This is a genomic window from Pseudonocardia sp. KRD291 (genome assembly GCF_019263595.1).
Taxonomy (GTDB): domain Bacteria; phylum Actinomycetota; class Actinomycetes; order Mycobacteriales; family Pseudonocardiaceae; genus Pseudonocardia.
The window spans coordinates 1-15,059 of sequence record NZ_JADQDD010000151.1 but is presented as its reverse complement, the minus strand read 5'-3'; the positions used below and the strand labels follow the sequence as shown (position 1 = coordinate 15,059).

At 73.9% G+C, this 15,059-nt stretch carries 8 protein-coding genes; 5 read left to right on the top strand and 3 right to left on the bottom strand.

Annotation, left to right across the window (positions count from 1 at the left end; translation table 11 throughout):
• Window positions 1-7 precede the first annotated feature (7 nt).
• From I4I78_RS19955 to I4I78_RS19945, 3 genes are all read left to right on the top strand, one after another.
• Window positions 8-2,014 carry a glycosyltransferase gene (locus I4I78_RS19955; RefSeq protein WP_308252239.1) on the top strand — a complete coding sequence of 669 codons (2,007 nt, stop codon included), beginning with the start codon at window positions 8-10 and terminating at the stop codon, window positions 2,012-2,014.
• Window positions 2,011-5,142 carry an arabinosyltransferase domain-containing protein gene (locus I4I78_RS19950; protein ID WP_218612920.1) on the top strand — a complete coding sequence of 1,044 codons (3,132 nt, stop codon included), beginning with the start codon at window positions 2,011-2,013 and terminating at the stop codon, window positions 5,140-5,142. The genes I4I78_RS19955 and I4I78_RS19950 overlap by 4 nt, the downstream gene beginning before the upstream one ends.
• 144 nt (window positions 5,143-5,286) lie before the next feature.
• Window positions 5,287-5,742 (top strand): MarR family winged helix-turn-helix transcriptional regulator, encoded by a 456-nt coding sequence (locus I4I78_RS19945; RefSeq protein ID WP_308252238.1) that lies wholly within the window; start codon window positions 5,287-5,289, stop codon window positions 5,740-5,742.
• A 23-nt stretch (window positions 5,743-5,765) separates the two neighbouring features.
• Here I4I78_RS19945 and I4I78_RS19940 read toward each other — a convergent pair whose 3' ends face one another.
• Window positions 5,766-6,674: an alpha/beta fold hydrolase gene (locus I4I78_RS19940; protein ID WP_218612919.1), complete on the bottom strand. Its 909-nt coding sequence runs from the start codon at window positions 6,672-6,674 to the stop codon at window positions 5,766-5,768.
• Between the two features lie 101 nt (window positions 6,675-6,775).
• On the opposite strand from I4I78_RS19940, the gene I4I78_RS19935 reads away from it, so the two are divergent.
• Window positions 6,776-7,522, top strand: coding sequence for a hypothetical protein (locus I4I78_RS19935; protein WP_226380054.1), 747 nt, complete (start codon window positions 6,776-6,778; stop codon window positions 7,520-7,522).
• Here the strand turns inward: I4I78_RS19935 and I4I78_RS19930 are convergent.
• Entirely contained in the window at window positions 7,498-9,435 is a 1,938-nt protein-coding gene (locus I4I78_RS19930; RefSeq protein WP_218612918.1) for a glycosyltransferase, read from the bottom strand. The genes I4I78_RS19935 and I4I78_RS19930 overlap by 25 nt on opposite strands.
• A gap of 86 nt (window positions 9,436-9,521) precedes the next feature.
• Window positions 9,522-12,779, bottom strand: coding sequence for an arabinosyltransferase domain-containing protein (locus tag I4I78_RS19925; RefSeq protein ID WP_218612917.1), 3,258 nt, complete (start codon window positions 12,777-12,779; stop codon window positions 9,522-9,524).
• Window positions 12,780-12,972: 193 nt separating this feature from the next.
• Here I4I78_RS19925 and I4I78_RS19920 point away from each other — a divergent pair, with 193 nt between their 5' ends.
• The gene (locus I4I78_RS19920; RefSeq protein WP_218612916.1) at window positions 12,973-15,018 is read left to right on the top strand and encodes an acyltransferase; all 2,046 of its coding nucleotides are present in this window, start codon (window positions 12,973-12,975) and stop codon (window positions 15,016-15,018) included.
• Window positions 15,019-15,059 lie beyond the last annotated feature (41 nt).

Sequence of the window (15,059 nt, the reverse complement as noted above, 5' to 3'; positions counted from 1 at the left end):
AGGTCGCGTGACCCAGACCAGCGGTAACGAGCCGAGCACGAGCCCCGTCCCCGCCCGGGGCAGCCCCACCGACGGGCCGACGCTGCTGCAGCGCGTCATTCTGCCGCGCCCGGCGGACCCGATGTCGGTGCGCACGCTCTACGTCGACGAGCGCTCGGGAGCCAGGCTGGCCCCGGTCGAGCCGCCGGCCGACGAGAAGACCCGGCCGATCACGCTGACCGTGTCCGGCACCGGCGGTCGGCGGCTGAAGGTCACCTCGCGCACCACGGCCGTCGTGCCGGAGCAGACCGAGGTCTCGTTCGGCGCCTACTTCAACGGGTTCGCGGCCGGCTACTGGCGCGCCTGGTCCACGCTGACCGACATCGCGCTGCGCCTGGACCTGGAGGGCGCCGGGCGGGTCGACGTCTACCGCACCAAGGCCGACGGGTCGCAGATCTACGTCGGCGGTGAGGTCGTCGACGGCCGTCGCGAGGTCGAGATGGCGCTGGACCTGCGCCCGTTCGAGGACGGCGGCTGGTTCTGGTTCGACCTGACCACGTCGGACTCCGAGCTCACGCTGCACGGCGGCGGCTGGCACGCCCCGCACCCGGCGCCCGGCCGGGCCGCGGTCACCGTCGGCATGCCCACGTTCAACCGCCCCGCCGACTGCGTCGCCACGCTCACCGCGATCGGCGAGGACCCGGTCGTCCTGGACGCGGTGACCGCGGTGATCCTGCCCGACCAGGGCACGCAGAAGGTCCGTGACCAGGCCGGGTACGCCCACGCCGCCGCGGTGCTGGGCGACCGGCTGCGGATCGTCGACCAGCCCAACCTCGGCGGCTCCGGCGGCTACGCGCGTGTCATGTACGAGGTGCTGCACGGGGCCGACGGGAACGGCATCGACTGCGAGCAGATCCTCTACATGGACGACGACATCCTGCTCGAGCCGGACTCGGTCCTGCGCGCCGTCGCGTTCTCCCGGTTCTCCCGCGAACCGATGCTGGTCGGCGGGCAGATGCTGTCGCTGCAGGCCCGCTCGCAGCTGTCCACGATGGGCGAGGTCGTCGACCGCAACCAGTTCATGTGGCGCCCGGCCCCGAGGACTCAGGCGCACCACGACCTGGCCGAGCAGACGCTGCGCCAGACGCCGTGGCTGCACCGGCGCGTCGACGTCGACTACAACGCCTGGTGGATGTGCCTGATCCCGCGCGTCGTCGCCGAGGACCTGGGCCTGCCGCTGCCGCTGTTCATCAAGTGGGACGACGCCGAGTACGGCCTGCGTGCGCGCTCGCGCGGCTACCGCACGGCGACCGTGCCGGGCATCGCGATCTGGCACATGTCGTTCATCGAGAAGGACGACTCCTCGGACTGGCAGGCCTACTTCCACTACCGCAACCGGCTCGTCGCGGCGGCGTTGCACGGCCCGGAGGACCCGAAGGCGATCCTGCGCGAGACGTTCAAGCGCACGCTGCGGCACCTGATGCTGATGGAGTACTCGGCGGTCGCGCTGCAGATCAAGGCGTTCACCGACTTCCTGGCCGGGCCGGAGGCGCTGTTCCCGAAGCTGCCGACCGTGCTCGGCGAGATCCGGGCCGAACGCGCCGAGTACGACGACGGCCGGCCCCTGAACTCGGCCACCGAGGTCCCGCTCGCGGAGCTCGACGCGCTGGGCGCGCAGCTGTTCCCGGAGCCGCCGGTGGGCCGGGCGAAGGCCGCGGTCGGCCTGGCCCGCGGTGTGCTGCGCAACCTCAGGACGCCGGACCCGGGCCTGCGCGAGCGCCCGCAGCGCAACGTGCCGTGGGCGAACGCCCAGTGGTTCGTGCTCTCCGGCCTGGACTCGGCGACCGTGTCGACACCGGACGGGCGCGGCGTGACGTTCCGGCGCCGCGACCCGGCGATGTTCAAGCAGATGGTGTCCGACTCGTTCCGTCTGCACCGTGAGGTGGCCGCGCAGTGGACGTCGCTGCGTGCGCGGTACCGGGCCGCGCTGCCCGCGCTGACCAGCCGGGACGGCTGGAAGCACCTGTTCGAGTGAGCACGGCGACGGCGGCGCCCACGACCGGACAGGCCCCGCCCGAGCCGGGCTCGCCACGCGGCCGGTGGCTGCCGTTGCTGCTGCTGGGTGCGCTGACGTCGCTGCTGGGTGCGCTCGCCGTGCTGGCCCCGGTGACGGCGAACGACCCGGTGCTGACCTGGCCGCAGGCCGGGCAGGCGCCGGCGTCGACCGTCGTCCCGCTCTCGCCGTACCGGCCGCTGCAGCTGGGCGCCGAGATCCCCTGCGAGACGCTGCGCGCGGTGGCCGCTCGCCCGTCCGCCGGGCCGGAGCAGGGCGGCGCCGGCGACGTCCTGGCCACCATGCCGTCCTCGGTGAACCCGTCCGAGGGGCCGGGCCTGCTGGTCACGGTCACCGGCGGCACCGTGTCCGTGACCTCGTCCGGGCAGCAGCTCTACGGCGGCCCGATCGGGGACGGGGCGTGTAGCTACCGCCTCGACGCCGACGCGTCCGGTACCCGCCTGTCGCAGGTCGGCCCGTCCGGCGCGGCGATCCCGGTCGCGGACCGTCCGGGCCTCGCACCGCCGCAGGTCGCCCAGTTCGCCACGGCCGCGCAGGGCCTGTCGCAGGCCGCCGGGATGTCGGTGACGCTGCACACCGACGCCCGCTACGAGTCGTCGCCGTCGGTGCTCAAGACCGTCCTGCTGATCGCGCACCTGGTGTCGCTGGTGGCGCTGCTGACCGTGGCCTGGCGGACCTGGCGCGGCCGGGACCTCGAACGGCTGCCGCGTCCCCGGCCGTCGCCGGCGGACGCCGTCGTCCTAATCGTGTCGCTCGCCTGGGCTGTGCTGGGACCGGTCAACGTCGACGACTCCTGGTACGCCTCGATGGCCCGCAACGGCGCGGCGTCCGGGGCGATCGGCAACTACATCTACCAGTTCAACGTCACCGAGAACCCGTTCTCCACCAGCCAGTACCTGATGCAGTTCTGGGGCTCGTTCGGGGAGGCGCTGGGCCTGCAGGGTTGGGGCCTGCTGTGGCTGCGCGTGCTGCCGGTGCTCTACGGGTTGGGCACCTACCTGCTGCTGCGGGCGCTGCTGCGCGTGGTCGCCGGGCGCATCGGGGAACGTCCCGGCGTCGTGTGGGCGCTGGCGGGGGCGCACCTGCTCTGGTTCCTGGCCTACGGCATCTCGCTGCGCCCGGAACCGGCCGGAACGCTCGCCACGGCCGGGGTGATGCTGCTGGTCGTCGTTGCTCGGCGGCGCGGCTCGCTCGGGATGCTCGCCGCCGCGACCGCCGTCGCCGTGATCGGGGTGTCCACCGCCCCGACGGCGCTGGTCGCGGCCGTCCCGCTGGTCCTGGGCCTGCCGATGGTCTGGCAGTGGCTGCGCACGCACGGGTGGGGCGACCGGTTCGCGGTGCTGGCGGTCGCGGTCGGGGCGGCCAGCGTGATCGTCCCGCTGGGGTTCGCCGACGCCTCGTTCGGCGACGTCCGAGAGTCGTTCAACGTGCACCGCTGGTACTACTTCCAGTACTCCTGGTTCTCCGAGATCGTGCACTACTCGAACCTGCTCGAGCCCGACGACCAGGGCGCATGGGGCAAGAGGCTGCCGGTGCTGCTCACCCTGGCCGTGCTCGCCGCCGGGCTGGTCCGGCTCGGGCGTCGGCGGGGGACCGGCGGGCCGCTCGGTGACGCGCTCGGGGCCGCCCTGCTGATCACGGCGCTGTCGCTGGTCGCGGTCGCGGTGTCACCGACGAAGTGGGTCAACCACTTCGGAGCCGTCGCCGCGCCGGCGACCCTGCTGCTCGCGCTGGCGCTGGTCCGCACGCCCCTGCCGCGACGGGCACCGGCCCGGGTGCTCGCCGTCGGGGCCGCGCTGGCGGGCGTCGCCGCCGCGGTGTCCTACGCCGGGCCGAACCTCTGGCGGCCGTTCTCGGACTGGGGACAACCGTTCGGCACGCACTCCGCGGTCGCCTCGGCGCTCGAGACCGGCGTGCTCTCCCCGCACGCCGGGCCGATCTACCTGCGCAGCCCCGTCCTGTGGATCCTGGTGGCCGCCGCCGCGCTGTACTGGGCGTACCGGCGCCGCCGGGCCGGGCGACCCGGCGGGCTCACCCCGGACCGGGCGATCCTCGGGGTCGCACTGGGCGGCGGGGTCGCGCTGCTGCTGACCGTGTTCACCGTCGCGCCGTTCGGGCAGGCCCCCGGCGCGTCGGTGGCCTCGATGAACCTGGCCGCGCTCACCGGCAGGCCCTGCGGCCTGGCCGACGCCGTGCGCGTGATGGCCCCGGCCGACCCCGGGCTGGGCCCCGCCGCCGGGCCGCAGACGCTCACCGGCGACATGCGGGCCGGCGTCCCGCCCCAGCGCGGTACGCCGAGCGGTGGTGCACAGCAGGGGGCCTGGGGCGACGACGTCCCCGGCGGCGCCGGTACCGGTGCGGTGAGCACCGGCTGGTACCCGCTGCCGGACGGGCCCGGCTCCGGCTCGGTGATCGTGCCCGTGACCGGCGATCTGCGGTCCGGCCAGTCGGTCACGCTCGAGGTGGGCGCCGGGCCCGCCGGCGCACCGACCGCCACCGACTCGATCACTCTCGACCTGCCCGGCTCGAAGGAGGCGGAGTGGGTGGACCTGCGGGCGGACCTGGCCGAGGCGGAGCTGCCCGGCTCGCCGAGCGCCGTCCGGCTCGTCGCGACCGACCGGATCGCCGGCGCCGACAGCTGGCTCGGGGTGGGTGCGCCGTACCTCGCCGACGCCCGCCCGGTGTCGCAGCTGATCGCCGGGCAGCCGGTGTTCGCCGACCAGGTCTCCGCGACGCTCTGGCCGTGCGCCGACCAGATCACGATCCGCGACGGGCTGGCGCAGGCTCCGGCCTGGCGGTTGCGTGCCGGTGACGGCTTCGAGGACGCGATCGAGGACAACTCCACGTTCGCGGCCAACGGCGGCACTCTGGCCGGCATCGACCGGACGGCCCGCTTCGTCGAGCTCCCGTCCGGTCTCGAACCCCCCGGTGGACGGTCGATGTTCGCCTGGGGCCACGTCGAACGCGTCGAGTACGACCACCCGCCGGGACTGTTCGACCTTTCCGTCGACACGGTCGAGCGCAACGGCTGGACCCGCCTGCGCACCCTCGTCGGCAAGGACTACACCGGCCGAGACTTCCTCGGCTGAAAGCCCCGTCGATGCCGCTACCGCGACCGACCCCGGCCCATCCGCACCCCTACCGGCCGTTCGCACCTCCTGCAGGGGGTGCGGATCCATGGCAGGGGTGCGGATCGGCGGAGCGCGGCTGCGCGATGCCGGTACGGTCGTCGGGTGAACGGCGCGGACCCGGGGCTGGAGCCGGTGCACCTGCTCCGCGCGGTGACCGTCGAGCTGGACCGGGCCGGGGCCGCGTTCGGGGCGCGACACGGGTTGGGCCCGAACGACCTGCGCGCGGTGATCGCGCTGCTGGACGCCGACCGGGCCGGGACGCCGGCGGGACCGGGCTGGCTCGGGACACAGCTGGGCATCAACTCGGCGTCGGTGACGGCGCTGGTCGACCGGTTGGTGCGGGCCGGTCACGTGCGCCGGGTGCCCGACGAGCATGACGGCCGCAAGGTGCAACTGGTCGTCACCGAGGGGGCTACGGCGTTGGGCTGGGCCTTCTTCGGCCCGCTGATCGGTGGCGTGCTCGAGGTCCTCGACGGCCTCGACGACGACGGCCGGGCCGCGGTCACGACGTTCCTGCGCGGCGTGGCCGATGTGGTCGCCGACGTCCGCGACGGCTGACCCTCCACCGGAGTCGTGGCCGGTCAGCGCGAGTGCTGGTCCAGGAAGGTTCGCACCCGGCCGGTGAGTCCGGCCGCGTTTTCGGTCGGCATCGCGTGGTGGGTCGCCCCGGGGAGCACGTCGACCGTCGCGTCCGCGAACAGCCGGCGGGCCGTCGCGGCGACCGCGGCGGCGTCGTGACAACGGCTCCGTTCGGCCAGCAGGACGTGCGCGGGAACGCCCAGGGACCGGAGATCGGACTCCCGCGGGCGCCGGTCCGGCACGATGGGCGAGGACGGAAAATGTGCCCCCGCCTGCACGTAGAGGCGCCGGACCGTACGGTCCAGGCCGCCCGGCGCCGTCTCCCAGTCCAGGAAGCGTCCGACCCGGACCTCGGTCGGCCGGACCAGCATCGGTGCAGCGTGTACCAGGTAGCTGTTCCGCAACCCGGCGAAGACCGACGGCGGGTCGAGCAGCGTGACCGACCGGACGCGCCCGGGTTGTCGCAACGCGAAACGCAGGGCCAGGTGCGCGCCGGTCGAGTGCCCGCACAGGTGCGCCGCAGCGGACGCGTCGACTCCGATGCCGTCGAGAACCGTGCTCAGCCAGACGAGCTGGTCGTCCCCCGATCGGATCGGACGCCCCTCGTGCACGCTGCGTCCGGCGTCGCCGATCCGGTCCACCGCATACACCCGGTAGCGCTCCGCCAGCGGGCCGACGACCGCGAACCAGGACGCGGAGGTCATCCCACCGCCGTGCAGCAGGACCAGCGACGGCGCGTCGGCGGCACCAGCGATGTGGACGTGCGTCCGTCCGAACGGTGAGGTCAGGGTGCGCGGCGTGACCGCGATCGGCCAGCGGTCCATCAGCTCCCGGTAGGCGGCGTCGAACTCCACCTCGCGGGCCGGGTCGGCGAAGGCTGGTCGCGGCAGCTCGCGCCCACGGCGGTTCATGGCCAAAGTCTCTCGCTCAACGAGAGAAATGGCCAGTCCTCGGGGTCCGGCTCGGGATCGTCCCGGATGTCCGGGGCCACCCGGCGGGCTGGGATGGGCGCATGGCGATCGTGGCTCCGTCCCTGCGTACCTGGCGTCAGCTCACCGTCTGGTTGCACGTCCTCACGTCCGTCGGGTGGATGTCGCTGGCGGCGGTGATGGCGGTGTCGCTCGCCTTCTCCGCCACCGACCCGGCGCTGCGGCTCGGCGCGCTGGAGACGGCACACCATCTCGACCAGTCGTTGCTCGCCCCGCTGGCCGTCGGATCCGCCCTGACCGGCATCGTGCTCAGCTCCGCGACCGCGTACGGCTTCTTCCACCACTGGTGGGTCACGATCAAGTTCGCGATCACGATCGTGCAGCTCTACCTGGGCATCTTCGTGCTGTCGAACGCCCTGGACGCGGCCCGGACGACGCCGGAGCAGGCCCCCTCGGCGACCGGGCTGGTGCTCGGCCCGGCACTGATGGCGAGCGCGATCGCGTTCCAGGCCTGGCTCTCGGTGGCCAAGCCGTGGGGCCGGACGCCGGGCACGCGGCGGCGCAGGCCCCCGACCGGGCCACGGTGGGTGTTCGCGGCCGCCGTCGTCGCGGTCCCGCTCGACCTGACGGCCGGCCTCGTCCTCGGGCAGCCGAGGCCCCTCGCGGCCGTGCTCGTCCTGATCGTGGTGCTCGTCCACCGGGCCCGGGTGCTGCGACGCCCGGCCCGGTCGTCGAGCGACGCGTCATCGCGTCCGGTCCGGCCCCGGGACGCCACCACGCGTCACTCGATGCCGGAGGGGACCCCTCAGACCGGCTCGTCGACCTCGTAGAGGCGCGCCCAGTTCTCCCGGCTGGTCAGCTGCGGGGCCGCGTCCCGCCAGCGTTGCGCGACCTGCGGTCCCTCGGTGTGCAGGCGGCGCAGCGTGCGCACCGAGCGGCGGCTGAGCTCGCGCAACCGCTCCCGGTCCCGGGTCCGCACCCGGACGCCGGTCTCGGCCATGTCGGTCACGATCGCCCGCTCGAACAGCGACACGTGCCACCAGTGCGCCTCACCGGCCGGCACCATCCCGGTCCGGAACGGGACCCGGCCGGTGCCCTGGAACAGGGCGCGCTTGACCCACGTCAGCAGCATCCGGGCCGGCTTGGCCGGGGCCAGGTGCACCTGTGTCTCGCGGAAGTCCAGCGGCAGGTCGTTGACCGGGACCGGCGTCGTCTCCGGGTAGGCGGCGCGGATGCGGCGGATCTCCGCGGCGGCGGCGGCCGAGCCGTCGACGAGGATGTCCGGGCCGTCGAGGAAGTCCTCGACCGCCTGCAGCAGCGTCGCGGCCAGTCCGTACTGCATCGCGACCAGGTACTGCCCGAGCAGCGTGGTGACGGTGGTGGTCACCGTGCGCCGGTCGAACCCGGTGCGCAGGGCCGCGGTGATCAGGCCGTTGCGCTGGTTGAAGTAGCGGTGCCACTCGTCCCAGTCCTTCCAGCCGAAGTCCGCGTGCCAGACCCCGGCGCCGGGCAGCGACACCGTCGGGAAGCCGTGCTCGCGGGCCCGGTAGCCGAACTCGACGTCGTCCCACTGGAAGAACAGCGGCAGCGGGTACCCGACCGCGCGCACGATCGAGGCCGGGATCAGGCAGGACCACCAGCCGTTGTACTCGGTGTCCACGCGGCGTTCCTGCACCATCGGGAGCTGGCGCTCGTCGCGTCCGAGCAGGAAGCCCTCGGTCATCGCGCCGTCCACCGGCAGGCCGACCTTGAGCTGCTCGGGCAGCGCGTACTCGGCGGTGATGTGCACGTGCCCGGGGTGGAGCAGGTTGAGCATCTGCCCGCCGACGATCGCCGGGTGCGTGGTGCAGGCCGCGAAGCCGATCAGCCGCACGACGATCTCCGGGTCGAGCAGCACGTCGTCGTCCATCAGCAGGACGTCGTGGTCGTCGGCCGGGTCTCCCGCGGTGGCCTCGAACAGGCCGCGGGTGAACCCGCCGGCCCCGCCGAGGTTGGGCTGGCGCAGGTAGCGCAGCTGGTCGCCGAACTGCTCGGAGATGGCGGCGAAACGGTCCCGGCTCTCCAGCGGGTCGGTGCCCTGGTCGACGACCCGGACGTTGCGGACGAGCCCGCGGGCGAACGGGTCGTCGAGCAGCGCCTGCAGCGTGTTCAGGCAGTCCGTGACCCGGTTGAACGTGCAGATCGTGATCGACGTCGGGCGCAGCGGCTCCGGGTGCGCGACGCTCCACCGCACGTCGGAGACGGTCATCTCGTCGGTCTCGGTAGCCATCTCGACCCACATGCCGCCGCCGTCGACGAACCGGTCCACCGGCCCGGTCAGCACGATCTCGGTGTCGGAGCCGGCGTCCACGGAGGAGTCGACCCCGGAGGACTCGACCTCGGCCACGTCGACGGCGCGCCCGACCTTGTTCGTGTCCGAGGCCATCAGCCACACCCGGCCGTGACCGGACGCACGCAGCGTCACCTGTACCTCGCCGACCGACGTCCAGCGCTGCCAGTACGTGGCGTGCAGCCGGCCCCAGTAGGTGTTCGTGGAGACGTGCGTACCGGCGGTGAGCCGCACGCTGTCGCGCTCGCGGCGTGCGGTGCCGCGCAGGACCTCCGCGTAGAGGTCCAGCGGGACCAGCGCCGTCGGACCGGCGAACATCCCGCGCTGGACGGTCAGGCGCGCGCCCGGCGCACGCCCGTCGCTCGGCAGCGGAGCGGGGTCGTGGCTCCGAGCGGGCTCAGCGGTGCGCAGCATCGAGAACGGCTCGCCTTTCGGGGTGTCGTTCGGTCGGATCTCCGGTCGTCACCGACCGGCGGTGGCGCCTCCATTGTGGCGTCAGGTCATCCGGGCAGCGGTGACGGGTCGGACGGCGGGCTGCCGGCCTCCCCGACCTGCGACCAGCCCCACATGGTGCGGGTGTCGCGGACGACCTCCGGCCGGCCCGCGTCCCGGGCGTAGGGCTCGACGAGCCGGAACTGGCCGGCGTCGAAGTCCCAGGCGCCGGGCAGGTAGAGCGGCAGCACCCGCTGCGCGGCGACCTGGCTCATCCAGCCGAGCGGCCCACCCGCGGACGCGAAGCTCCAGCTGTCGCCGACCGCGCGCAGCTGCTGGTCCCCGAGGAACCGGTAGGCCGGTACCTCGGCGATGCCGGCGTTGACCTCGAAGCGCCGCAGGCAGGGGCTCGGGAACGCGACCGTGTAGTCGAGGAACCCGGCCTTGTCGCCGACCAGCTGCGTCATCGGGGTCAGGATCGGCACCCGCGGCTGGGCGACGGCGAGCCACGAGTTCGGCCCGGTACCGCGGTCGGTGGCCAGCACCCGCACGCGGTCGGCCGTCGCGGCCGGCCGGTCCGCCAGGTTCAGCCGCACGTCGCGCCATGCGCGCCCGCCGGCCGAGGTGCCCGACGGGTCCGCGGTGGTGCTCACGGTGCCGCCGGAGCCGGACGGGGAGATCTCGTCGACGATCTGCTCGTCCGCACCGTCGCCGCGGGCGAACTCGAGCGTCAGCTCGTTACCGAGCCCGATCGAGCCGGCGATGCCCAGGACCAGCGGAGACGTGCCGGTGCGCGCGGCGTCCGGCAGCGAGTACCAGCCCGAGCGGTAGTCGCCGACGGCGTTCGGGCTGGTCGAGTAGCTGCCCACGACCGGGCCGCCGAGCGGCCCGGCACCGAGGACGTCGCCGAGCCGGTCGCCCTGACCGTTGTTGTCGCGCAGCGAGCCCGGACCGGTCGGGGGCAGCCCGTTCGGGGCGAAGCCGGTCGAGCGGGCCGCGTCGTCCGGGTTCCCGGTCGGTGCGGCGGCCGGGAGCACCCCGGCACCCGGATCGGTCTCGACCTGCAGCCGCCCGGCCAGACCGCACTCGGAACCGGTCGGGTTGCTGATCACGTCCGCGCCCAGCGAGTAGCTGCCCGCCTGCTTCTCCATGCCCTTGGCCAGGGAGGCGATCTGGAACAGCACCATCAACGCGCAGACGACGGCGATCGGGGCCGAGCCGAGCCGCACCGCCTGGGCCTGGCTCAGCCGCACCCCGCGGATCCGACGCCCGGGCCGCGTGCGTTCGGTGGCGGCGACGACCGGGCGCGGGATCCCCGGTGTGCGCAGGTGCTCGACGACGCCGACGATCAGGGAGATCGCGGCCAGCGCGAGGAGCAGCTCGGTGGCGGAGTACCCCATGATCGAGGGCGGCTTGTCGAACCAGGGCACGCCCCAGTTCGAGACGTACCACCAGGTGTTCGGGCCGGTGAACGCCAGCCCGGTGACGGCCAGCACGGCGGACAGGAACAGCGCCTGGTTGCGCCGCGAGCGCAGCACGCCGGTGCTGGTCGCCAGCGCGGCCAGTGCGGCCATGCCGGCGCCGAGTGCGGCGAACGCGCCGAAGTGGTGCGTCCACTTGGTCGGGGTCAGGGCGAGCACCGCGAACGAGAGCACGGTGCTGCCGATCAGCCGCCGGCTGAAGTTCAGCGCGGCGCCCGGGATCCGGCCGCGCCGCAGCAGCACCATCGACGCGACGGCCGTGCACATCAGCGTCAGCAGTACCGGGAAGCGGCGCATCAGCGAGCCGTCACGGCTGTCGCTGAGCAGCAGCTGGTATCGGGTGAGCTCCTGGTACCAGGCCAGGTTCGGTCCGATCTCGGTGCGCACCCGGGTCGCCTCGGAGACCGTGGCCCAGGTCTGGTCGCCGAACACCGCGACCAGCACGATCAGGCCGGCGGCGGCCAGCGGGGCCAGCGTGGTCACCCAGCCGGCCTGCCGTCCGCGTTCGCGGATCAGCCGCAGCAGCGGGCGCGCGGCGGCGAGGAACGGTGCGAGCGCGATCAGGCCGGTCGGCGTGGCCGCGACGGCGAACGCCGCGGCGAGCAGCGCGCCGGCGACCGGGATCAGCCGCCGGGTGGCCAGCGCGCGCTCCAGCGTGACGAACGACAGCAGGGCCGCGATGACGACGACGGTCTCGGGGCGCAGGCCGTTGTCGAAGGTCAGCCAGAAGCAGAGGAAGACCCCGGCCGCGGCCCAGCCCGCCGAGCGGCTGCGCCGGACCCGCGTGCCGAGCCGGGGCAGCAGGGCGCGGCTGATCAGGAACCAGGAGGCCAGGCCCATCCCGAGAGCCGGCAACCGGAGCCACAGCACCGACTCCGATATCCCGCTCCACAACGAGTAGAGCTGGTAGAACCAGCCGAACGGTGCTTCCGGGACGTTGAACCAGCGGTAGTAGTTGCCGATGTAGCCGGCCGTCTCGTCGGCCCGGGAGATGGCGAGGATGTAGCCGTCGTCGGGGGTGACACTGCCGATGACGGTCCACACGGCGAGCGCGACGACGACCAGCGAGTCGCGCAGGATGTCGCGTCCCTGCAGGGCACGGGACAGGCGCCGTCCGTGCAGCACCCGTCGGCCGTCGCGGTCGTCCATCCGGCGCAGGAACCAGAGGCATCCGGCCAGGGCGAGGACGGCGACCACGCTGACCGTGATCTTGAGGGCGGTCGCCGTGCTGTCGTAGCGGTTGTCCGCCTCGATCCGCACCGACGTGCCGTCGACCGGGTCCCGTGCGGCGTCGAGATCGGAGTAGACGCCGACCACCTGGGGGCGCGCGTCGAAGTCGAGGGAGAACAGCGGCTGGTCACCGAGAGCGGCAGCGGTCCGGCCGAAGTCCGAAGTGATCGCCAGCGTGCAGTCGCCTGGCGGTAGGGGCGCGGTGGCGACCTGTCGTCCGCGGTCGTCGATCGCGAGCGTGCCGTCCTCGACGCTGACGCGCATGCCGACGGCGCCGCCGTCGGGCGCGCTCGGGGGGACGGTCGAGAACACCGTCGCGGTACCCGGGGAGCGCGCCTCGAGGCTGCGGATCGCGGCACAGCCGAACGTCGCCTGCATGGCCTCGGGTCGCGGTGCGACCAGGGGCGTGTCCACCGGGGCGGTGCCGCTCTGCACCGTCGGCCAGCGCACCTCGGAGGTGGTCTGGACGACGGGAAGGAACGGGACGGCCAGCGCGAGCACGGCCGATAGCAGCCCGAGACCGGCCGCCAGCCACCGATCGACGGGACGTGGGCCGCGTGCGCGGGACGACGACGTGTCCCGTGATTCTGCGGCCACCTGGTCGGTGGTCAGCACCTGGTCGAGGCTAGACAGCGTCTCCGGCGGCCTCGGCACGGGCCCGTGCACGAAGCCCGGCACCGCCGTCCGGCGGTATCGCCCGCCCGGGGTCTCAAGGCCGCGGAACAGCCTTGATCGACACTCTCCGTGATCAGATGCGACATTCGGGCCTAGTTCGGGTGTCCCCGGTGACGGTGTCGGCCCATCCTCGTTGGCCCTGACTGTGAAGAACCTCGCCATCGAGCGCTCCGCACCGGCGCCGGACACCGCTGCCCGGATGAACCGTGCGCCCGGCGGTACCGAGCGCAGCGCCGGAGGCGAGCTGAGGCCGTTGACCGGTCTGCGCATCGTCGCGGCCGTGTGGGTGGTGGCGTTCCACTTCCACTTCACCGCGCTGCCCGGCGTCGCCGACGTCTCCGCGCTGCTCGGGCCGCTGGTGACCCAGGGGTCGCTCGGGGTCGACCTGTTCTTCGTGCTCAGCGGGTTCGTGATCGCCTACACCTACCTCGACGTGCTGGGTCCGAGGCTGCGGCTGCGCGAGGCCGGGCGCTTCGTCTGGGCCCGGGCCGGGCGGATGTGGCCGGCGTACTTCCTGGTGTTCAACGTGTTCGGCGTCTGGATGGTCGCCCGGTCGGTTCTCGGGTCGGACCCCTCCGAGGTCGCGTTCCAGGCCGTGCAGCCGACCCTGAGCTGGGGCGAGTGGCTGCAGCAGGTGTTCCTGGTGCAGATGTGGAGTCGGCCGTTCCTCGACGGCGCGGCCTGGGTCGGTCCGACCTGGTCGATCAGCGCCGAGTGGCTGGCCTACCTGCTGTTCCCGGTCACCGCGCTGGTGTTCTTCCGGCTGCGCCGGCTCCCGGTCGCGGTGCTGGCGCTGGGCGCGGTCGCGCTGATGGCGCCGATGGCCGCCTCGTTCGTGGTGATGGGCAGCCCGTACTACCCGTTCAGCTGGCTGGTCCGGATCGTCTGCGGGTTCTCGGCCGGCGTGCTGACGCTGCTGGTCGTGCGCCGCCTGAGCTCGAACGAGCGGAACCGGCGCGCCGCCTCGGCGCTGGCCGGGGTCACGATCGGCGCGATCGTGGCCGGACTGGTGGCGAGCGTGGTGCTCGGCGCCGGTGCGGTGGGCGCGGTGACGATGCTGTTCCCGGTGCTGGTCGGGTCGCTCGCGCTGGCCGACCGCGGTCCGGCCCGGCTGCTGGCCTCGCGGCCGATGGTGCACGGCGGCCGGATCTCCTACGCCCTCTACCTGGTGCACATCCCGATGTTCGAGGTGTTCTGGCTGGCCCTGCGCCGCGCCGGCGGTGACGGGTTCCTGGCCGCGAGCTCGATGACCGCGCACCTGGTCGGGCTCGGTGTCCTCCTCGCGACGATCCCGGTCGCGCACCTGCTGTTCACCCTCGTCGAGCAGCCCGCCCGACGCTGGATGCGTGACCTGCCGGGCTCCGGCCCTCGCGCGGTCGTGATCCCGTCACAGGGCACGGCGGCCGGAGCGGTGGCAGTGGACGCACCGGACCCGGCCGACGAGCGGGTGGACAACGAGCGCGCCCGCCTCGACCCGGCGACGACCCTGCTGCCCCGGCTGCGGGCCGAGCCCGTGGACAGCGAGCGGGCGCGGCTGGACCCGCCGACCACCCGCCTGCCGCTGCAGGCCCGTCCGGTGCCGGCCCAGCAGCTCGACACGGCGGTCCGGGTGCTCGCCCGCCTGCACGCGGCCAGCGACGCCGGGCACGGCGACGACCGCGAGGGCGACCGCCTGGCCGGCAACCTGATGGCCGCGGCCCGGCTGCGCTCGATCCCGGTCGAGAACTTGTTCGACCCCGCCGTCCGCGCCGAGCAGGTCCGGGCCGAGCAGGTCCGGGCCGAGCAGGTCCGCGCGGTGCAGGAGCGTTCCGGCACCGTCTCCACGGACGTGGGCGCCCAGGTCCCGGCACCGACCGTGTCCGAGATCTCGGACCCCGGTCTCGCCGGTGCCGGCCTCCCCGTGCCGGCCCCGCCCCGGGCGCAGGACCAGGAGGGGCGCGAGGGAGCCCTGCTGACCGCGGAGCCCGAGCAGGAGACCGACCCGGTCCCCGGCCCGCGGGTCGACGGCTCCGGCAGCCGGACCGGTGTCGAGCGTTGCGGGAGGGCGCGCGGGCGGCACAGCGCGCACGGCAGCGCGGCCACCCCGATCGTCGCCACTGCCGCCGCGTCGGTGCGCGGCGGTAACCCGATGCGCCGGCGCCGCCGTCCGACGCACGGGCTGCACTACCGGGACAGCTGAGCCCGGCATCGCGAAGCGCCCCCGCCCGCGCGACGGTGGGG